Origin of the sequence: Nocardioides ochotonae (assembly GCF_011420305.2) — a bacterium.
Lineage (GTDB): Bacteria > Actinomycetota > Actinomycetes > Propionibacteriales > Nocardioidaceae > Nocardioides > Nocardioides ochotonae.
Genome location: NZ_CP061769.1, coordinates 178,780 through 197,025 on the forward strand (window position 1 = coordinate 178,780; position 18,246 = coordinate 197,025).

General features: G+C 73.2%; 18 protein-coding genes, 2 tRNA genes and 1 other RNA gene. 13 read left to right on the plus strand and 8 right to left on the minus strand.

Translation table 11 applies throughout. The features are described from left to right. Window positions 1–6 precede the first annotated feature (6 nt). Window positions 7–1,365, plus strand: coding sequence for an EsaB/YukD family protein (locus HBO46_RS00875; RefSeq protein WP_224769306.1), 1,359 nt, complete (start codon window positions 7–9; stop codon window positions 1,363–1,365). Between the two features lies 1 nt (window position 1,366). After that, the gene (locus tag HBO46_RS00880; RefSeq protein WP_166135587.1) at window positions 1,367–1,696 is read left to right on the plus strand and encodes a hypothetical protein; all 330 of its coding nucleotides are present in this window, start codon (window positions 1,367–1,369) and stop codon (window positions 1,694–1,696) included. On the opposite strand, the gene HBO46_RS00885 is transcribed toward HBO46_RS00880, so the two are convergent. Further along, window positions 1,667–1,755: transfer RNA gene (locus HBO46_RS00885), tRNA-Ser, on the minus strand. The two genes, HBO46_RS00880 and HBO46_RS00885, sit on opposite strands and share 30 nt — an antisense overlap. A 132-nt stretch (window positions 1,756–1,887) precedes the next feature. On the opposite strand from HBO46_RS00885, the gene ffs reads away from it, so the two are divergent. The 7 genes from ffs (at window position 1,888) to HBO46_RS00920 (ending at window position 8,303) form a co-directional block, all read left to right on the plus strand. Then, window positions 1,888–1,978, plus strand: an RNA gene (gene ffs / locus HBO46_RS00890) — signal recognition particle sRNA small type. A 102-nt stretch (window positions 1,979–2,080) separates the two neighbouring features. After that, a complete protein-coding gene (locus HBO46_RS00895) occupies window positions 2,081–4,234 on the plus strand; it encodes a DNA polymerase III subunit gamma and tau (RefSeq protein WP_166135590.1) in 2,154 nt (717 codons plus the stop codon). 48 nt (window positions 4,235–4,282) lie between these two features. Continuing rightward, the gene (locus HBO46_RS00900) at window positions 4,283–4,666 is read left to right on the plus strand and encodes a YbaB/EbfC family nucleoid-associated protein (RefSeq protein WP_166135593.1); all 384 of its coding nucleotides are present in this window, start codon (window positions 4,283–4,285) and stop codon (window positions 4,664–4,666) included. 9 nt (window positions 4,667–4,675) lie between these two features. Then, on the plus strand, window positions 4,676–5,272 hold the full coding sequence (recR, locus tag HBO46_RS00905; RefSeq protein ID WP_166135596.1) for a recombination mediator RecR: 597 nt from the start codon (window positions 4,676–4,678) through the stop codon (window positions 5,270–5,272). Further along, window positions 5,269–5,883 (plus strand): DUF5063 domain-containing protein, encoded by a 615-nt coding sequence (locus HBO46_RS00910; protein WP_166135598.1) that lies wholly within the window; start codon window positions 5,269–5,271, stop codon window positions 5,881–5,883. The genes recR and HBO46_RS00910 overlap by 4 nt, the downstream gene beginning before the upstream one ends. Before the next feature lie 100 nt (window positions 5,884–5,983). Further along, entirely contained in the window at window positions 5,984–7,258 is a 1,275-nt protein-coding gene (locus tag HBO46_RS00915) for an aspartate kinase (protein WP_166135601.1), read from the plus strand. A 1-nt stretch (window position 7,259) separates the two neighbouring features. Next, a complete protein-coding gene (locus tag HBO46_RS00920; protein WP_166135604.1) occupies window positions 7,260–8,303 on the plus strand; it encodes an aspartate-semialdehyde dehydrogenase in 1,044 nt (347 codons plus the stop codon). Between the two features lie 31 nt (window positions 8,304–8,334). Here the strand turns inward: HBO46_RS00920 and HBO46_RS00925 are convergent, their stop codons facing one another. The 3 genes from HBO46_RS00925 to HBO46_RS00935 form a co-directional block, all read right to left on the minus strand. Continuing rightward, window positions 8,335–8,817, minus strand: a complete 483-nt coding sequence (locus tag HBO46_RS00925; RefSeq protein ID WP_166135609.1) for a hypothetical protein — start codon at window positions 8,815–8,817, stop codon at window positions 8,335–8,337. Between the two features lie 423 nt (window positions 8,818–9,240). After that, a tRNA-Pro gene (locus HBO46_RS00930) sits at window positions 9,241–9,314 on the minus strand. 76 nt (window positions 9,315–9,390) lie between these two features. Further along, entirely contained in the window at window positions 9,391–10,314 is a 924-nt protein-coding gene (locus HBO46_RS00935; protein WP_166135611.1) for a metallophosphoesterase, read from the minus strand. Between the two features lie 25 nt (window positions 10,315–10,339). Between HBO46_RS00935 and HBO46_RS00940 the strand changes: the two genes are divergently transcribed. Next, entirely contained in the window at window positions 10,340–10,804 is a 465-nt protein-coding gene (locus tag HBO46_RS00940) for a GatB/YqeY domain-containing protein (RefSeq protein WP_166135614.1), read from the plus strand. 94 nt (window positions 10,805–10,898) lie between these two features. Here HBO46_RS00940 and HBO46_RS00945 read toward each other — a convergent pair whose 3' ends face one another. Continuing rightward, a complete protein-coding gene (locus HBO46_RS00945; RefSeq protein WP_166135617.1) occupies window positions 10,899–13,115 on the minus strand; it encodes a transglycosylase domain-containing protein in 2,217 nt (738 codons plus the stop codon). Window positions 13,116–13,306: 191 nt separating this feature from the next. Between HBO46_RS00945 and HBO46_RS00950 the strand changes: the two genes are divergently transcribed. After that, window positions 13,307–13,609, plus strand: a complete 303-nt coding sequence (locus HBO46_RS00950) for a WhiB family transcriptional regulator (protein WP_166135619.1) — start codon at window positions 13,307–13,309, stop codon at window positions 13,607–13,609. 56 nt (window positions 13,610–13,665) lie between these two features. On the opposite strand, the gene HBO46_RS00955 is transcribed toward HBO46_RS00950, so the two are convergent. Genes HBO46_RS00955 through HBO46_RS00965 form a run of 3 tightly spaced genes read right to left on the minus strand, consistent with a single transcriptional unit; the run spans window position 13,666 to window position 16,701 of the window. After that, window positions 13,666–14,877, minus strand: a complete 1,212-nt coding sequence (locus HBO46_RS00955) for an ArsA family ATPase (RefSeq protein ID WP_166135622.1) — start codon at window positions 14,875–14,877, stop codon at window positions 13,666–13,668. Then, window positions 14,874–15,908: an ArsA-related P-loop ATPase gene (locus tag HBO46_RS00960; RefSeq protein WP_191480185.1), complete on the minus strand. Its 1,035-nt coding sequence runs from the start codon at window positions 15,906–15,908 to the stop codon at window positions 14,874–14,876. Before HBO46_RS00960 ends, HBO46_RS00955 begins: the two co-directional genes overlap by 4 nt. A gap of 1 nt (window position 15,909) precedes the next feature. Beyond that, entirely contained in the window at window positions 15,910–16,701 is a 792-nt protein-coding gene (locus HBO46_RS00965) for an IclR family transcriptional regulator (protein WP_191480186.1), read from the minus strand. Window positions 16,702–16,805: 104 nt separating this feature from the next. Between HBO46_RS00965 and HBO46_RS00970 the strand changes: the two genes are divergently transcribed. Together HBO46_RS00970 and HBO46_RS00975 are read left to right on the plus strand one after the other, a co-directional pair. Next, window positions 16,806–17,588 carry a CoA transferase subunit A gene (locus HBO46_RS00970; RefSeq protein ID WP_166135625.1) on the plus strand — a complete coding sequence of 261 codons (783 nt, stop codon included), beginning with the start codon at window positions 16,806–16,808 and terminating at the stop codon, window positions 17,586–17,588. Further along, window positions 17,585–18,220 (plus strand): CoA transferase subunit B, encoded by a 636-nt coding sequence (locus HBO46_RS00975; protein WP_166135628.1) that lies wholly within the window; start codon window positions 17,585–17,587, stop codon window positions 18,218–18,220. The genes HBO46_RS00970 and HBO46_RS00975 overlap by 4 nt, the downstream gene beginning before the upstream one ends. Window positions 18,221–18,246: the final 26 nt, after the last annotated feature.

Below are 18,246 nucleotides of genomic sequence, written 5' to 3' on the forward strand. Positions count from 1 at the left end.
AGGCCGGTGGCCGATCCCGCGCACCTGCCCGGCGACCCCGGAGTCATCACCGGAGCCGCCGGGCAGGTGCGGGTGACCCTCGCCTCCGCCACCCGCCGGGTGGACCTGGTGCTGCCCGGCGCGGTGCCGGTCGCCGAGCTGCTCCCCGAGCTCGCCCGGGCGGTGGGGCTGCTCACCGCGCGGTCGGCGCACCTGGGCCACCGGCTGCGCACGGCCACCGGTCGGCCGCTGGCCGGTGATGCGGGCCTGCTCGCGCAGGGGGTCGTGGACGGCGCGCTGCTCACCCTGCTCGAGGGGGTCGCCGACCCGCTGCCGCGGCGCCACGACGACCTCGCCGAGGCGGTGCGCGACGTGGTGGAGCACGACCTGGCGCACCACCCCGGCCCGCTCGCCGGGTCCACCGCGCCGGTCGCCGCCGTACTCGCCCTGGTCCTCGGGGCGCTCGCGCTGCTGGTGCAGGAGGACCCGCTGGGTGCCGCGGCCGCGGCGGCGGGTGCCGCGGCGGGGCTGCTCGGGGGTGCGGCCCTGCTCTCCCGGCTGCGGCCCGACCCCGGTCCGGGTCTCGCGGCGCTCGGTGCCGCGGCCGCGTACGCCGTGGTCGCCGGCGTGCTGCTCGCGGGGCGGGCCGACCTCCCGCCCCTGCTCGGCGGGTCGGCGGGTGCCGCCGCGGCGGGGCTGACGGGCCTGCTCGCCCTGGGGGCCGGTCGGGCGTGGGCGATCCCCGTGGTGCTCGCCGGCCTGGGCGGGCTCGTCGCGGTCGTGGGCGACCGGCTGCTCGACGCCCCGCCGGCGCTCGTCGCGGCGGCCCTGCTGGTGGTGGTGATCCTCGGTGCCGCGCTGCTCCCTCGCCTGGCGCTCGGCCTGGTCCCGGGCGTCGACCGGGCGGGGGAGCGCGGCCACGACCAGCCCGTCGACCTGGTGCGGCTGAGCCACGACGTGCGCGCCGCGCACGAGGTCCTGCTCGCGCTGGTGGTCAGCGTCGGTCTCGGGGTCCTGGTGCTGGCGCCGTTCGCGGTCGCGCTGGGCACCGCCGGCACCACGCTCGCAGTCGCCGCCTGCCTGGTCGTGCTGCTGCGCGCGCGCCGCCACCGGGTCGCCGCGGAGGTGGTCGCCGCGACGGTCCTCGGCGTCGCCGCCCTGCTGAGCACCGCCGGAGCGGCCCTGGTGCTGCACCCCGGTTGGCGCCCGGGGACCGCTGCGGTGCTCCTCGCCTCCGGCGTCGGCGTGCTGGTCGCCGGCGCAGTGCCGGGGGCGGGATCGGTACGCCGGGGACGCCTGGGCGACCTCGCCGAGACCGCGGCGGTGCTGTCGCTCCTGCCCGTCCTCGCGGTGGCCGCCGGCCTCGCGGACCGGCTCGGGGTCTGACGTGGTCACCCGGCGCGACCTGGCCGAGGCGCAGTCCTTCGAGCGTCGCCGGGTCGTGACCGCCTTCGTGTCCGGCTTCGTGTCCGGTTCGCCCGGCGAGCACGAGGTGGAGCCGCCACGGACCGGCCGCCAGCTGCTGGGAGGCGTGGTGCTCGCCGTGCTCGTCGTGGCCGGCAGCGCCGCGGCGGCCCACATCGACCGGGTCCTCGATGAGCCGGACCGGTCCGCAGCCGCCTCGGCGCCCGATGTCGAAGTGGCCACATGCAAAGGAGCCCCCGACGCGAACGTCGAGGGCTCCTGCTGGCGGAGGATAGGGGATTCGAACCCCTGAGGGCTGTTAACCCAACCCGCTTTCCAAGCGAGCGCCATAGGCCACTAGGCGAATCCTCCGCGACGGAGCGTACCGGTCACGCCGACGGGGGGCGAAATCGACCCCGCCCGATCCCGCCCGCCCGCCACCGCAGGATCCGGAGCGGCGGGCCGTCTTGGTGCCGCCCGCGGGCGTCGCCTAGAGTTGCGGCCAACCCCCCGCGTGGCGGCATCTCGCCCAACTCCCCCAGGGCCGGAAGGCAGCAAGGGTAAGTGAGCTCTGTCGGGTACGCGGGGGGCCTTTTCATGTCCCGGGCGCCCCGGTGTTCTCCCGTGCCCGTGTCCGGAGCGACGTCGCCCGACCGGTGCGCTACCGGCTGTCGGACCCGGTGGTTAGGGTTCTGACGTGGAGTCACCCCTCGCGTTGTACCGCCGCTACCGGCCCGAGACCTTTGCCGAGGTCATCGGTCAAGATCACGTGACCGGCCCGCTGCGCGCCGCGCTCGCGAACAATCGGGTCAACCACGCCTATCTCTTCTCCGGCCCGCGCGGCTGCGGCAAGACCACCTCGGCCCGCATCCTGGCCCGCGCGCTCAACTGCGAGAAGGCGCCCGTGGCCGATCCGTGCGGGGAGTGCGAGAGCTGTCGCGACCTGTCCCGCGGCGGTGGCGGCTCGATCGACGTGATCGAGATCGACGCCGCGTCGCACGGTGGCGTCGACGACGCCCGCGACCTGCGGGAGAAGGCGTTCTTCGCCCCGGTGAAGAGCCGTTACAAGGTCTACATCATCGACGAGGCCCACATGGTCTCCCCGCAGGGCTTCAACGCCCTGCTCAAGCTCGTCGAGGAGCCGCCCCCGCACCTCCGCTTCATCTTCGCGACCACCGAGCCCGAGAAGGTCATCCCGACCATCCGCTCGCGCACGCACCACTACCCCTTCCGGCTGATCCCGCCGCGGCTGCTCTCCTCCTACCTCTCCGAGCTCGCCGCCAAGGAGGGCGTCGCGATCGAGCCTGTGGCGCTGCCCCTGATCGTCCGCGCCGGCGGCGGGTCGGCGCGCGACACGCTCTCGGTGCTCGACCAGCTGCTGGGTGGCAGCGGTCCCGAGGGCGTGACCCACGAGCTCGCGACCGGTCTGCTCGGCTACACCCCCGACACGCTGCTCGATGAGGTCGTCGACGCGTTCGCGGCCGGTGACGGCGCGGCGGTGTTCGGGGTCGTGGACAAGGTGATCGAGACCGGGCAGGACCCGCGCCGCTTCACCGAGGACCTGCTGCGTCGCCTGCGTGACCTGGTGATCGTGGCCGCCGTGCCCGAGGCGACCGTCTCCGGGCTGATCGACGTCTCCGAGGATCAGGGCGAGCGCCTGGTCGCCCAGGCCGCGCGCTTCGGCAGCACCGAGCTGTCCCGTGCCGCCGATCTGGTCGCCACCGGGCTGACCGAGATGCGCGGCGCGACCGCGCCGCGCCTGCTGCTGGAGCTGATCTGCGCCCGGGTGCTCCTGCCCGGCGCCGACCACTCCACCGAGGGCGTGATGGCCCGCCTCGACCGTCTCGAGAAGCGCCTCACGATCACCGGCACGCCCTCGGCCGCCGCCCGTCCCGCGTCCCCGCCCGCGCCGCCGGCGCAGGACCGTCCAGCCGACGTCCACGTCGCGGCCGAGCGGCACCCCGAGGCGGCCGCGCCGCCCGCTCCTGCTCCCGCCGCGGTTCCGCCCGCGTCCCAGCAGCCGGCTCCCCCGCAGCAGGCCGCGCAGCAGGCTCCACAGCCGCCCGCCGCGCAGTGGTCGACCCCCGCCGTGCCCGGCTCCGCGCCGGCCGCCCAGCCCGCCCCGCAGCCGCCGGCACCGCAGCAGGCTGCGCCCGCCCCACCGGAGGCCCAGCCCGCCGCCCAGCCCGCGCCCCCGCAGTCGGCCGCGTCCGGTGGCCTGTCCCTGGTCGAGGTGCGCCGGCTGTGGCCCGACATCGTCGAGGCCACCAAGCTGCGCCGGCGGGTGGCCTGGATGATCCTGACCCAGAACTGCCAGGTGGTCGGCCTCGAGGGCAACGTGCTCACCGTCGGGTTCTCCAACGTCGGCGCGCGCGACTCCTTCGTGGCCGGTGGCTGCGACGCCGTGCTGCGCCAGGCGGCGATCGACGTGGTCGGCGCCGACTGGCGCATCGAGACGATCATCGACGCCGGCACCCAGGTCGACGCCTCCCGGCCCGCGGCCCCCGCACCGGCGGCCCCGGCCCCGCCCGCGGACACCGCGCCGCAGCCCGCGCCGTCGGCTCAGCAGCAGCCGCAGCCGGCGGCGGACGCGCCGGCCGGGACCGACCAGGCGCCCGAGGACCGGGCGCCGCGTGCGCCCGACCACGACCCGATCCACCTGGCCCGCCAGGCGGTCCAGCCGACCCGGGCGGCCGGGATCCCCGAGCCTGCCGCGGCGGAGGACACCGTCGACCGTGACGCCGACGCCCGGCGCGACGACCTCGACGCCGACCTCGACGAGGTCGGCGGCGCGGAGTTGCTCCAGCGCGAGCTCGGGGCCAAGCTCATCGAGGAGATCCGCCACCAGTGACTCCCACGACCCAGCACCACAGGACAGACAGGACCAGGTGAGACTGCGATGACCCAGAACCCCTTCGACGCGCTCGGCGGCGGCGGTTTCGACATGAATGCGCTCCTCCAGCAGGCCCAGCAGATGCAGGAGCAGCTCCAGGAGGCCCAGCAGCGCCTGGCCGACTCCACCGTGGAGGGCACCGTGGCCGGGGGCGCCGTGACGGTGACCGTCAACGGCGTCGGCGAGCTGGTCGGGGTCGCGATCAAGGCCGGGCAGTTCGACGGTGACGACGCCGACGACCTCTCCGACCTCGGCGACATGGTGGTCGCCGCCTACCGTGACGCCAAGGCCCAGGCCGATGCCATCGCGAGCGAGGCGCTCGGCCCGCTGGCAGGCGGCCTCCCCGGGGGCGACGCTCCCGGCGGGCTGTCCGGTCAGCTCGGTTTCTAGGGTCTCGCCTTGTACGAAGGTGTCGTCCAGGACCTGATCGACGAGCTGGGCCGGCTGCCCGGCGTGGGTCCCAAGAGCGCGCAGCGCATCGCGTTCCACATCCTGCAGGCCGACCCGGTCGACGTGCGGCGGCTCGCCGACGTGCTCACCGAGGTCAAGGCCAAGGTGAAGTTCTGCTCGATCTGCTTCAACGTCTCCGAGGACGAGCAGTGCCGCATCTGCCGCGATCCGCGTCGCGACCCCTCGGTGCTGTGCGTGGTGGAGGAGTACAAGGACGTCGTCGCCATCGAGCGCACCCGCGAGTTCCGGGGCCGCTACCACGTCCTCGGCGGGGCGATCTCGCCGATCGACGGGATCGGTCCCGACCAGCTGCGCATCCGTGAGCTGATGACGCGCCTCGCCGACGGCGCGATCACGGAGACGATCCTGGCGACCGATCCCAACCTCGAGGGGGAGGCGACGGCGACCTACCTGACCCGGATGTTGCGGCCGCTGGGGTTGCGCGTGACGCGTCTGGCGAGTGGACTGCCCGTGGGGGGCGATCTCGAGTACGCCGACGAGGTGACTCTCGGCCGAGCATTCGCAGGAAGGCGGAACGCCGAATGACCCCCACCCCCAGCACCCGTTCCGAGGCGGTCCTCGACGCCGCGACGGAGGACTTCGCCCAGCAGATCGCCGACCAGGTGGAGAGCTTCCTGCTCGCCCTGCAGGCCATCGCCCGCGACGAGGCGGGCGCCCGCGCGATCTCGCTGCTGCTGCTCGAGGTCAGCCAGCTCCTCCTGGCCGGCGCCCGTCTGGGGGCGCAGGCGGACTTCACCCCCGAGGAGGAGTACCAGCCCGACGTCGGCCCCGATCCCGACCTCGACCTGATGCGAGAGCGGCTGGCACGGCTGCTGGAGTCGGTGGACACCTATGTCGTGAACTTCGACGCCTACGCCCCCGAGCTGGTCGAGGAGCTGCTCTCCGACGACCTCGCGGCCATCGCCGCGGAGGTCGCGATCGGCCTGCGCCACTACCGGGCCGGCAACGTCTCCGAGGCGCTGTGGTGGTGGCAGTTCTCCTACGTCTCCTCCTGGGGCAACACCGCCAGCGGCGTCCTGCGCGCGCTCCAGTCGATCGTGACCCACGACCGCCTCGACGCCGAGCAGATCGACGAGGACGACCAGCTCGCTGCGGCTGATGAGATGCTGGGCGGGACCGAGGACACCGCGCGATAAACTCGGGGGAGCCGCCGGGCGCCCGGACCAGACCAGGTCCGCGCCCCTTCTGCCGTGCGGTTCGTCCAGGGATCTCCACCGAGTTGCGAGGGAAGCAGTCGTGAGCATTGTCGTGCAGAAGTACGGCGGCTCGTCCGTCGCTGACGCGGCCGGCATCAAGCGGGTGGCGCAGCGCATCGTCAACACCCGCAAGGCCGGCCACGACGTCGTCGTGGTCGTCTCGGCCATGGGTGACACGACCGATGAGCTCCGTGACCTCGCCGAGCAGGTCTCGCCGTTGCCGCCGCCGCGCGAGCTGGACATGCTGCTGACCGCGGGTGAGCGGATGTCCATGGCGCTCGTCGCCATGGCGATCGCCCAGCTCGGCCACAAGGCCCAGTCGTTCACCGGCTCCCAGGCCGGCGTGATCACCGACTCGGCCCACGGCCGGGCCAAGATCATCGACATCACCCCGGGCCGCATCGAGCAGGCCCTCGCCGACGGCGCGATCGCGATCGTTGCCGGCTTCCAGGGGGTCTCCCAGGACACCAAGGACGTCACCACGCTGGGCCGCGGCGCCTCGGACACCACTGCCGTCGCGCTCGCCGCGGCCCTCGGTGCCGAGGTCTGCGAGATCTACAGCGACGTCGACGGCGTCTTCACCGCCGACCCCCGCATCGTCCCCGCCGCGCGCAAGCTCGAGCGCATCTCCGCCGAGGAGATGCTCGAGATGGCCGCGTCCGGCGCCAAGATCCTCCACCTGCGGTGCGTCGAGTACGCGCGCCGCTACCAGATGCCGATCCACGTCCGGTCCTCCTTCTCCCAGAAGGAAGGCACCTGGATCATCCCCGACGCCCAGGCAGGAGCACAGTCCATGGAGCAGCCGATCATCGCCGGTGTCGCCCACGATCGGTCGCAGGCCAAGATCACCGTCGTCGGGGTCCCCGACAAGGTGGGCGAGGCTGCGCGGATCTTCGAGACCCTCGCCGCAGCCGGCGCCAACATCGACATGGTCGTGCAGAACGTCTCGGCCGCGGCGACGGCGCTGACCGACATCTCCTTCACCCTCCCGCGTGCCGACGGGCAGGCCGCGATGGCCGCGCTCGCGCGCATCCAGGACACCGTCGGCTTCGACCGGCTGCTCTTCGACGACCAGGTCGGCAAGGTGTCGCTGGTCGGCGCGGGCATGCGCTCGCACCCCGGCATCACCGCCAAGTTCTTCTCCGCGCTCGCCAACGCCGGCGTCAACATCGGGATGATCTCGACCTCCGAGATCCGCATCTCGGTGATCGTCGATGAGGTCCAGGTCGACGAGGCCGTGCGTGCCACCCACACGGCGTTCGACCTCGACGCGACCGAGGTCGAGGCCGTCGTCTACGGCGGGACCGGTCGCTGACATGGGCATCCGGATCGGCGTCGTCGGCGCCACGGGCCAGGTCGGCGTCGCGATGCGCCAGATCCTCGCGGAGCGCTCCTTCCCCGTGGAGGAGATCCGCTTCTTCGCCAGCCCGCGCTCCGCGGGCAAGGTGCTGGACTACGAGGGCCGCGAGGTGGTGGTCGAGGACTCCACCACCGCCGACCCCAGCGGTCTCGACGTCGCGCTCTTCTCCGCCGGCGCCACCGCCTCGCGGGCGCTCGCGCAGAAGTTCGTCGACGCCGGCGTGATCGTGGTCGACAACTCCTCGGCCTTCCGCAAGGACCCCGCCATCCCGCTGGTGGTCTCCGAGGTCAACCCGGAGGACGCCCGCGGCGTCATCGAGGCCGGGCGCGGCATCATCGCCAACCCGAACTGCACCACCATGGCCGCGATGCCGGTGCTCAAGCCGCTCCACGACGAGGCCGGCCTGCGCCGCCTCGTGGTCTCGACCTACCAGGCCGTGAGCGGCTCCGGCATCGCCGGCGTCGCGGAGCTCGCCAACGGCATCGCCACCGCGGGGGACAAGGCCAGCGAGCTCGCCTACGACGGCGAGGCCGTGGCCTTCGGCGAGCCGGGCGTCTACCGCCGCACCATCGCCTACAACGTGCTGCCGTTCGCCGGCAACCTCGTCGAGGACGGGCTCAACGAGACCGACGAGGAGCAGAAGCTGCGGAACGAGTCGCGCAAGATCCTCGGCATCCCCGAGCTGCTCGTCTCCGGCATCTGCGTGCGCGTCCCCGTCTTCACCGGGCACTCCCTCTCGGTCAACGCCGAGTTCGAGCGCGCGATCACGCCCGAGCGGGCCACCGAGCTGCTCGCCGACGCCCCCGGCGTCGAGCTCGCCGAGATCCCGAACCCGCTCCAGGCCGCCGGCAAGGACCCGTCGTACGTCGGCCGGATCCGCCGCGACGAGGGCGTCGAGGGCGACCGCGGGCTCGCGCTGTTCATCAGCAACGACAACCTGCGCAAGGGCGCGGCCCTCAACACCGTGCAGATCGCGGAGCTCGTCGCCGCCGCGCGCTGAGCACCGCCCACGCTGCGAGCCCGCCCGGGAGTCACTCCGGGGCGGGCTCGTTCGCGTGTGTGACCACCGCGTGGCTCAGCGCGTACGCCGCGGCGCCGAGCGCCGGCACGGCCGCCGCCATCCAGGTCTCGAAGACGTGGTCGGCCAGCGCGAGCACGACCACGGCGAGCAGGCCCACCCCCAGCAGGCCGGTGGCGAGCGGACCGGGGTGACGCAGCGCCCGCAGCACGGCGCTGCCGAGCAGCACCAGCACGCCGGTGATCGCCAGCAGCAGCGCGAGGCCGGGCCCGCGCCCGCACGCGGAGGTGCCACGCACCGACTCGCAGGCCTGCATGCCGCCGGCGGTCAGCGAGACCGCGCCGAGGCCGACCACCAGGCCGCCCACGAGCGCCGCCACGATCCCCGGGACGACGACCTCGGCCAGCAGCGGCCGCCGCGGCTCGCGAGGGGCCCGAGGTGCCTGCGGGGTGGCTGGGGGCGCCGCGGGCCGTGCCAGGCGCTCAGGGGCCGACACAGGGCCCGCAGGGCGCTCCTCGCGGCGCTCGGGGCCCCGGGGCGGCGCCGGAGGAGACGGCGGCGGCGCGGCAGGAGCAGCGGACGGCTGCGCAGCGATGGCCGGCGCAGGGGGCCCGGCAGCGGGCCGGCGACGGCGGAACGGGTTCAGCGAAGGCGGCTCGAGCGAGGGCGTGCTCCCACGGCGGTCGTCGTCTGCCATGGCGCCGAGTGTCGCAGACCACGTCCAGTCCCGGCGGCACGGTTGAGTCGAGACTTCTGACGGTCGAGTCGAGAGTCCTGACCGCATGAATCGAGAGTTCCGCCGCCACGAGGGCCGACTCGCGCAACCACAATCGCCAACTCGGACAACCACAAGGGCCGACTCGGCGAGGGAGGAAATGGCAGGAGCCGGACCCGCTGAGCGGATCCGGCTCCTACTGTGTCGGGCTGACAGGATTTGAACCTGCGGCCTCCTCGTCCCGAACGAGGCGCGCTACCAAGCTGCGCCACAGCCCGATCGTGATCGCGGGTTCACACCCGGCTCACAAGCACCGGAGCATACCGGAGGACGGCTCCGGTTCCCCAATCGGGCTCAGTCCCGGGCGATGAGGGTCAGCAGCGTCGCCTCCGGGCGGCAGGCCAGGCGCAGCCGGATGTAGGGGTTGGTGCCGATCCCGGCGGACACGTGCAGCCACGACGAGCCGGGGTCGCCCGGGCGCGAGTCCGCCGGGTGCCGGTGCAGGCCCCGGGCCCGGGCGGGCTCGAGGTCGCAGTTGGTCGTCAGCGCCCGGCCGCCGGGCAGGCACGCCTGGCCGCCGTGCGTGTGCCCGGCCAGGATCGCGTCGTACCCGTCGGCGGCGAACTGGTCGAGCACCCGCAGGTACGGCGCGTGCGCCACACCCAGGCGTACGTCGGCGTCCGGCGCGGCCCGTCCGGAGATCAGGTCGAGGCGGTCGTAGGACAGGTGCGGGTCGTCGACGCCGGCGAAGGCGAAGCGGGTCTCGCCGACGGCCAGCTCGGCGCGGACGTTGGTCAGGTCGCACCAGCCGGCGTCGCTGAACGTCGAGCGGAGCTCGCGCCAGGGCAGCTCGGGGACGTCGGTGTGCCGCCGGCCGTCGTCGGGCAGCAGGTAGCGCACCGGGTTGCGCATCCGGGCCTCGAAGTAGTCGTTGCTGCCGAGCACGAACACCCCCGGCACGTCCAGCAGGCCGCCCAGGGCGTCGATCAGCGGTGCCACGGAGTCGCGGTGGGCGAGGTTGTCGCCGGTGTTCACCACGAGGTCGGGACGCAGGGTGACGAGGGAGGAGAGCCATTCCTGCTTGCGCCGCTGCCCCGGGGTGAGGTGGATGTCGGAGAGGTGCAGCACCCGCAGCGGACGCTGTCCGCGGGGCAGCAGGGGCACCTCCACGCGGCGCAGCGTGTAGGCACGGGCCTCGGTGGCGGCGTACGCGGTGAGTGCGGCGCCGCCCACCACGCCGGCGCCGGCGACAGCCGTCAGAGCGCGGGTCAAGAGCATGGGGCAAGGCTGCCACAATGGCGCCATGAGCTCTTTGAAGGACCGTCTCCGCGCCGACCTCACCACGTCGATCAAGGCCCGCGACGAGGTGCGCTCGGGGACCCTGCGCATGGTCCTGACCGCGATCACCAACGCCGAGGTCTCGGGCAAGGTCGCCCGTGAGCTCACCGACGAGGACGTGGTCGGGGTGCTCTCGGCCGAGGCGAAGAAGCGTCGCGAGGCCGCGGTCGCCTTCGAGGACGGCCACCGTCCCGACCGCGCCGAGAAGGAGCGCGCCGAGGCCGCGGTCATCGCCGACTACCTGCCCGAGCAGCTGAGCCCCGAGGAGATCGCCGACGTGGTCCGTGCGGCGATCGAGCAGACCGGCGCGGCCGGCGAGGGCATGAGGGCGATGGGCAAGGTCATGGGCGTCGTCACGCCGCAGGTCAAGGGCCGCGCCGACGGCGCCGCGGTGGCCGCCGAGGTACGCCGCCAGCTCGGCGCCGCCTGAGCCGAGCCGGTCACCCGCCACGACGAGAACGACCCGCGCCCTCGATCACTCGAGGGCGCGGGTCGGTTCGTTTCAGGGGCCCGCGGGGGCGGGATCAGCGCCCGCGTCCACCGCCGCGGCCACCGCGCCCGTTGCCGCGGCCCCCGCCGTTGCCACGGTCGTCGTCGCGGCCGACGTCGTCGCCACGGTCGTCGCCCTCGGGGGCCGGCGGCGGGGCGACCGCGGTGACGCCCGCGCCCGCCACGCCGGAGGGGTAGACGAAGGTGTTGTTCTCGGTGAAGTCGTCGATGACCTTCATCGCGTCACCCCACATCGGCCCGGCGAAGCCGGAGCCGGAGGCGGTGGAGATGTAGTCGCCGCCGATCGTCTGGCCGACCAGCGGGATCGGGGTGCCGAAGTCGTTGGCGCCGGCGATCATCGCGGCGGTGGCCACCTCGGTGGTGTAGCCGATGAACCACACGGCCTTGCCGTCCTGGGTGGTGCCGGTCTTGCCGGCGGCGTCCTGGTCGAGCGCCTGGGCCGAGGCGAAGCCGCCCTCGATGACACCGCGCAGCACGTCGTTCACGGCGTCGGCGTTGCGCTGCTCGAGGACCTGGGTGCAGCGGTTGGGGTACTCCTTGAGCACGTTGCCCTGGGCGTCCTCGATGCTCGCGACCGGGCGGCTCTCGCAGTGCAGGCCGCGGGCGGCGAACGTCGCGTAGGCCTCGGCCATCTCGAGCGGGCTGACATCGGCGACACCGAGGGTGAACGTCGGCACCCGCTCGGCCTGGCCCGGCCCGTCACCGGTGGGGTTGTCCAGCTCGAGGCCGAGCTTGCGGGCGAGGTCATAGGGCTTGCAGATGCCGATCTGGCGCTCAAGCTGGGCGAAGTAGGTGTTCACCGACTCGCGCGTGCCGGAGTACATGTTCTTGGTGCCCGAGGTCGTGGAGTTGCCGACCCGCCAGGTGCCGTAGCCGTACGGCTCGCCGTCGCAGTCCTCGAAGCCGGACTCCGACAGGGTGAGCGAGGAGGGCGAGTTGAACGACGTCGTCAGCGGCAGGCCGTCCTCGAGGGCGGCGGCCAGCACGAACGCCTTGAAGGTGGAGCCGCCCTGGAAGCCCGAGGAGTTGCCCAGCGACTCCTTGACGACGTAGTTGAGGAACGTCTGGCCCTTGTCGCGGTCCGGGCCCATCGGCCGGGACTGGGCGAGGGCGCGGACCTTGCCGGTGCCGGGCTCGACCATCGCGAGACCGCCGATCGCGGAGTCGGTGGGGTAGACGTGGGTGGCGACCGAGGCGTCCGCGGCGTCCTGGAAGCGCTGGTCCAAGGTGGTGCGGATGGTCAGCCCGCCGGCCCACAGCAGCTCGCGGCGCTCGGCCTTGGTGTCGCCCAAGGCCTTGTCGCGCATGAGGAACTCGACGACGTAGTCACAGAAGAACGGCGCCGCGGAGTCGACGCAGCCGTTGTTGGTGGGCTGGGGGTCCAGGCGCAGGCCCTGGCGCTTGATCTTCTCGGCGCGGGCGCGCGGCACGACGTTGAGCTCGGCCATCCGGTCCAGGACGATGTTGCGGCGCTCGAGGGCGCGGTCCGGGGCGTTGGTCGGGTCGTAGCCGGAGGGGTTCTTCACCAGCCCGGCGAGCATCGCGGACTGGGCGAGGTTGAGGTCCTTGGCGTTGACGTCGAAGTAGTTCTTCGCCGCGGCCTGGATGCCGTAGGCGCCGTCGCCGAAGTAGACGGTGTTGAGGTAGCGCTCGAGGATCCAGTCCTTGCTGTGGGCCTGCTCCATCGCCACGGCGTACTGCAGCTCACGCAGCTTGCGCGCATAGCTGCGGTCGGTCGCCTCGCGGCGCTCCTCCTTGGTCTTGGCCTGGGTCACCAGCGTCTGCTTCACCAGCTGCTGGGTGATCGAGGACCCGCCCTGCACCGCGCCGTCGTTGGCGGCGTTGGTGAGGAACGCGCGCAGCGTGCCCTTCAGGTCGAGGGCGCCGTGCTGGTAGAAGCGGTAGTCCTCGATGGCCACGATCGCCTTGACCATCGTGCGCGAGATCTGGTGGAGCGGGACCTCGACCCGGTTCTGGTCATAGAGCGTGGCGATGGTGTCGCCCTCGGTGTCCACGATCCGGGTGCGCTGCGGCAGCGCGAGGGTCTCCAGCTCCTTCGGCAGGTCGTCCACGGTCTCGGCGACGTTCTTCGCGCCGATTCCCGCGATCCCGGCGAACGGGATGACTAGACCAGCGACGACGACGCCGAGGACGGCGGAGACCGCCACCATCACGGCCAGGTGGCTGAGCAGTCTGCGGGCAGGCAGGCGCTCGGAGGGGGGCTGCGACATGCCATCAGGGTACGGGGCGGCGACGACCCCCCACATGTCGTAGTCGACACAGACTAGTCAATTCGGACTATGGTCAGTGGTCCTTCTGGGTCTGTACTAGCCAGGAGAACCTCTCTACCTTCATGGTGGAGGGGTAACCCGGGAAGGCGTCATGGGGACGTTGACCTATCTCGGACGATGTGGGGACATCTATGTGGGTAGAAGATTGGACGCCGCGTGCTGCGTGCCGCGAGACGTCGCCTGACCAGCTCTTCGTCAGGGGAGCCGAGCAGAACAAGGCCAAGCTGGTGTGCTCGGGATGTCCCGTGCGCACCGAGTGCCTGGCCGAGGCTCTCGACAACCAGATCGAGTGGGGGGTCTGGGGAGGAATGACGGAGCGGGAGCGTCGCGCGCTGCTGCGCCGCCGCCCCGCAGCCTCCTGGCGTTCGGTCCTGGAGACCGCGCGAGCCAAGGGCACCGTCGAGACCCCGGTCCCGGACCAGGCCACGGTCTGAGCCGTACCGCCGTCGAGGGCGACTCCGCGTGAGCGGGGTCGCCCTCGTGGCGTTTCTCAGTCCTCGCCGGCCAGCAGCGCGCCGACCTTGCGCAGCCCGGTGAGGTCGTGGACGTCGCCGGGGAGCGCGGCCACCACCGTCGTCTCGACGTGCGGGTGTGCGGCCGCGAACCGCTCACCGAGCGCCTTCTCGCGCTCGACGGCGCGGACCCGGTCGGCGTGCAGGCGCAGCAGGCCGGCGGTGAGCGAGCGGGGGTCGCGCTTGCGGATGCGGGCGGCGGCGGTCATCGCCTCGTCGGCAGACAGGTCGCCGCGCGGCGTCGGCGTCGCCCGGTTGACGACCAGGCCGCCGAGCGGCATCTCGTCCTCGCCGAGGCGTTCGACGAAGTACGCCGCCTCGCGCAGCGCGTCGGGCTCCGGCGCGGCGACCACGAGGAACGACGTCTCGTCGGCCTGGAGCAGCGCGTAGGTCTTCTGCGCGCGGGCCCGGAAGCCGCCGAAGACGGTGTCCAGGGCGGCGACGAAGGTCTGCAGGTCACGCAGCATCTGCCCGCCGATGACCTTGGTGAGCGCGTTGGTCACGATCCCGACCCCGGCGCTCATCAGCCGGGCCGGGCCGCGGGCGGGAGCGAGCATCACCCGCACGAAGCGGCCGTCGAGGAAGCTGGAGAGCCGCTCGGGGGAGTCCAGGAAGTCCAGCGCCGAGCGCGACGGCGGGGTGTCCACGACGATCAGGTCGTAGCTGCCGTCGGCACGGGCGTCCTGGTGGATCTGCCCGAGCTTCTCCATCGCCATGTACTCCTGGGTGCCGGCGAAGGAGCTGGACAGTGCGATGTAGAAGGGGTTCTCCAGGATCTGCTGGGCCTTCTCGGGCGTGGCCTGGGAGAGCACGACCTCGTCGAAGGTGCGCTTCATGTCGAGCATCATCGCGTCGAGGCTGCCGCCGGCGCTGTCGTCGACGCCGACCACCCGGCGCGGGGTGTTGTCGAGCTGCTCGATGCCCATCGACTGGGCCAGGCGGCGCGCGGGGTCGATGGTGAGCACGACCACCTTGCGGCCGCGCTCGGCGGCGCGCAGCGCGAGCGCCGCGGACGTGGTGGTCTTGCCCACCCCGCCGGAGCCGCAGCACACGATGATCCCGGTGCCGGGGTCGTCGAGCATCGCGTCCACGTCGAGGACCGGCGCGGTGCCGGGGTGGGCGGCGAGCGGGCCGACACGGGTGCGGGCGGCGCGGCCTCCGCGGGCGCGGCCGGGGCGTGCCGGGCTCATCCGAGGCCCTGCTCGCGCAGCCGGGCGGCGAGGTCGTAGAGCCCGCCCAGGTCCACGCCGGCGGGCAGCCGGGGCAGCTCGATCACCGGGACGCCGAAGCCGTCGACCACGGCCCGCTGGGCCTCCTCGAGCGCGCGGCGCTCGGCGTGGTCGCGTGCCTCGTCGACCAGTGCGTCCACCAGGTCCGGGGTGACCTCGACCCCGGCGGCCTCCAGGTCGGCGCCGAGCGCCGCCTCGTCGAGGTCGCCGGCGCGGACCAGGGCCAGGTCGCTCTCCGCGATGTCGCGGGGGCGGACCTGGTTGACCACGACGCTGCCGACCGGCAGCCCGTCCGCACGCAGCTCCTCGATTCCGTCCCAGGTCTCCTGCACGGGCATCTCCTCCAGCACGGTGACCAGGTGGATGGCGGTCCGCGGCGATCGGAACAGCGTCGTCATCGTGTCCGCCTGGCTGCGGATCGGCCCCACCTTGGCCAGGCCGGCGAGCTCCTTGCCGACGTTGAGGAACTGGGCGATCCGGCCGGTCGGCGGGGCGTCGAGCACGACCGCGTCGTAGGTGACCGCGCCCTTGTTGCGGCTGTTGCGCTCGACGGCCTCGTAGACCTTGCCGGTCAGCAGCACGTCGCGCACGCCCGGGGCGATCGTGGTGGCGAACTCGGTGACCCCGAACCGGTCCAGGGCCCGGCCGGCGCGGCCGAGCTTGTAGTACATCGCCAGGTAGTCCAGCAGCGCCGACTCCGCGTCGATGTGCAGGGCGTGGACGGTGCCCGCGCTCCCCGCCGGCCCGCCGTCCGCCTCGGTGCGTGCCAGCCCGGTGGCGATGCGGCGCTCGTCGTAGGGCAGCGGGTCGACGTCGAACATCCGGGCGATGCCCTGGCGCCCCTCCACCTCGCACAGCAGGACGTCGCGCCCGTGCGAGGCGAGCGCGAGCGCGAGGGCCGCGGCGACCGTCGACTTGCCGGTGCCGCCCTTGCCGGTGACGACGTGCAGGCGCACCTGCTCGCGCGCGGCGCTGGTGTCGGTCTGGCTCACCTCACGAAGAGTAGGCGCTGGGTCCACGGCGTTGCAGTGCCCGGGACAGCTCGTGGGCCTCGCGCAGGAGCATCCGGCCCAGCTCGCGGCGACGCTCGAGGCCCAGGCGCTGCTCGATGGCGGTGATGCTGAGCGCCCACCGGGGCCGGCCGTCGGTGTCGAAGACCGCCGCGCCCAGCCCCCAGCTGCCGTCCACGATCAGGCCGGGGTTGACGGCGTACCCCTGCGCGCGGGTGAGCGCGACGTGGCGGCGCACCTCCTCGGGGCGGTGCTGGTCGCCCCAGACGGCGGTGAGGTCGGTGCGGGCGAGCAGCTCCTCGACCTCGGCGTCGGGCAGGTGGGCCAGCACCACCATGCCGGCCGAGGCGACGCCGAGCGGGAAGCGCACCCCCTCGCTGAGCACGTGCGAGCGGATCGGGAAGCTGCCGTCCTCGCGGACCAGGCAGATCGTCTCGTCACCGCGGCGCGCGGAGAAGAACGCGCTCTCGCCGGTGGCGTCCGCGAGCCGGCGTACGAAGGGGTGGGCCACCGCGGTCACGTCGTAGCGGGCGGCCGCGGCGGTCCCGAGGAAGAACAGCTCGGGGCCGAGCAGCCAGCGCCCGTTGTCGGGGTCGCGGTCGGCGAGCCCCTCGCGGGCCAGCGCGCTGAGCAGCCGGTGGGCGGTGGGCCGGGCCAGGCCGCACCACTGGGCGACCGCGGTGGTCGTGGCGCCGCCGGGCTCGTGGGCGGCGAGCGCGCGGAGCACCGCGCCGGCGCGGCCGACGACGTCCACGGGAGGAGTCGTCGCGTTCACCTGGTGAACGCTACCGGTCCCGGAGGTCCGGTGGGCGAGTGATCCGGGGCGGGCCGGGCGGGCGGCGTTGACGCGGCCGGGGGTGGCTGCCTTGAATGCGCGGCATGGACAAGGTGATGGAGTCGGCTGCGGCCGCGGTCGCCGACATCCCCGACGGTGCCTCGCTGGCCGTCGGCGGATTCGGTCTCTGCGGCATCCCCTCGGTGACGATCCAGGCGATCCTGGACGCGGGCACCCGCGACCTGGAGGTCTTCTCGAACAACGCCGGCGTCGACGACTGGGGCCTGGGCCTGCTGCTCACCGCCGGTCGGCTGCGCCGCGTCGTCGCGTCGTACGTCGGGGAGAACAAGGAGTTCGCCCGGCAGTACCTCTCCGGGGAGCTCGAGGTCGAGCTGAACCCGCAGGGCACGCTCGCGGAGCGGATGCGCGCCGGCGGCACCGGGATCCCGGCGTTCTTCACCGCGACCGGCGTCGGCACCCAGGTCGCCGAGGGCGGGCTGCCGTGGCGCTACGACGACGCGGGCAACGTGGTCGTCGCCTCGCCCGCCAAGGAGGTCCGGGTCTTCGAGACCGCCGAGGGCCCGCGCGAGTTCGTGCTCGAGCAGGCGATCGTCGCGGACTTCGGCCTGGTCCGCGCCTGGAAGGGCGACCGGCACGGCAACCTGGTGTTCCGCGACGCCGCCCGCAACTTCAACCCGCTCGCCGCGATGTGCGGGCGGACCACCGTCGCCGAGGTGGAGGAGCTCGTCGAGCCCGGCGAGCTGGACCCCAACGAGGTGCACCTGCCCGGCGTCTTCGTGCACCGGGTGGTCCCGCTGACCCCCGAGCAGGCCGCCGACAAGCGCATCGAGAAGCGGACCGTGCGCGCCCAGGAGGAGAACCGATGAGCTGGACCCGCGAGCAGATGGCCGCCCGGGCGGCCTCCGAGCTGACCGACGGCTCCTACGTCAACCTGGGCATCGGGCTGCCGACCCTGGTGCCGAACTACGTCGCCGACGACGTCGAGCTGGTGCTGCAGTCCGAGAACGGCATCCTCGGCGTGGGCGCCTACCCCGTCGCCGGCGAGGAGCACCCCGACCTGATCAACGCCGGCAAGGAGACCGTCACGGTGCGCCGCGGTGCGTCGTTCTTCGACTCCGCACTGTCGTTCGGGATGATCCGCGGCGGCAAGATCGACGCCGCGATCCTCGGCGCCATGCAGGTCTCCGCGGCCGGTGACATCGCCAACTGGATGATCCCCGGCAAGATGGTCAAGGGCATGGGCGGCGCGATGGACCTGGTCCACGGTGCCAAGAAGGTCATCGTGCTGATGGAGCACGTCGCCCGCGACGGCTCCTACAAGATCGTCGAGGAGTGCTCGCTGCCCTACACCGGCAAGGGCGTCGTGCAGCGCATCATCACCGACCTCGCCGTCATCGACGTGCACCCCGACGGACTGCACCTGGTCGAGCTCGCCCCCGGCGTCACCGAGGCCGAGGTGCGGGAGAAGACCGAGCCGGAGCTGGTCTCCGAGCTGTGAGCGGGGCCGGGCCGGCGCTCCAGACG

Excerpts from the sequence above, each read along its gene's own strand:
- HBO46_RS00955 (WP_166135622.1), bottom strand. The coding sequence starts at position 14,877 with ATGAGCCCGGCACGCCCCGGCCGCGCCCGCGGAGGCCGCGCCGCCCGC.
- HBO46_RS00910 (WP_166135598.1), top strand. The coding sequence starts at position 5,269 with ATGACCCCCACCCCCAGCACCCGTTCCGAGGCGGTCCTCGACGCCGCG.
- HBO46_RS00945 (WP_166135617.1), bottom strand. The coding sequence starts at position 13,115 with ATGTCGCAGCCCCCCTCCGAGCGCCTGCCTGCCCGCAGACTGCTCAGC.
- HBO46_RS00935 (WP_166135611.1), bottom strand. The coding sequence starts at position 10,314 with ATGCTCTTGACCCGCGCTCTGACGGCTGTCGCCGGCGCCGGCGTGGTG.
- HBO46_RS00900 (WP_166135593.1), top strand. The coding sequence starts at position 4,283 with ATGACCCAGAACCCCTTCGACGCGCTCGGCGGCGGCGGTTTCGACATG.
- HBO46_RS00970 (WP_166135625.1), top strand. The coding sequence starts at position 16,806 with ATGGACAAGGTGATGGAGTCGGCTGCGGCCGCGGTCGCCGACATCCCC.
- HBO46_RS00920 (WP_166135604.1), top strand. The coding sequence starts at position 7,260 with ATGGGCATCCGGATCGGCGTCGTCGGCGCCACGGGCCAGGTCGGCGTC.
- HBO46_RS00975 (WP_166135628.1), top strand. The coding sequence starts at position 17,585 with ATGAGCTGGACCCGCGAGCAGATGGCCGCCCGGGCGGCCTCCGAGCTG.
- HBO46_RS00940 (WP_166135614.1), top strand. The coding sequence starts at position 10,340 with ATGAGCTCTTTGAAGGACCGTCTCCGCGCCGACCTCACCACGTCGATC.
- HBO46_RS00950 (WP_166135619.1), top strand. The coding sequence starts at position 13,307 with ATGTGGGTAGAAGATTGGACGCCGCGTGCTGCGTGCCGCGAGACGTCG.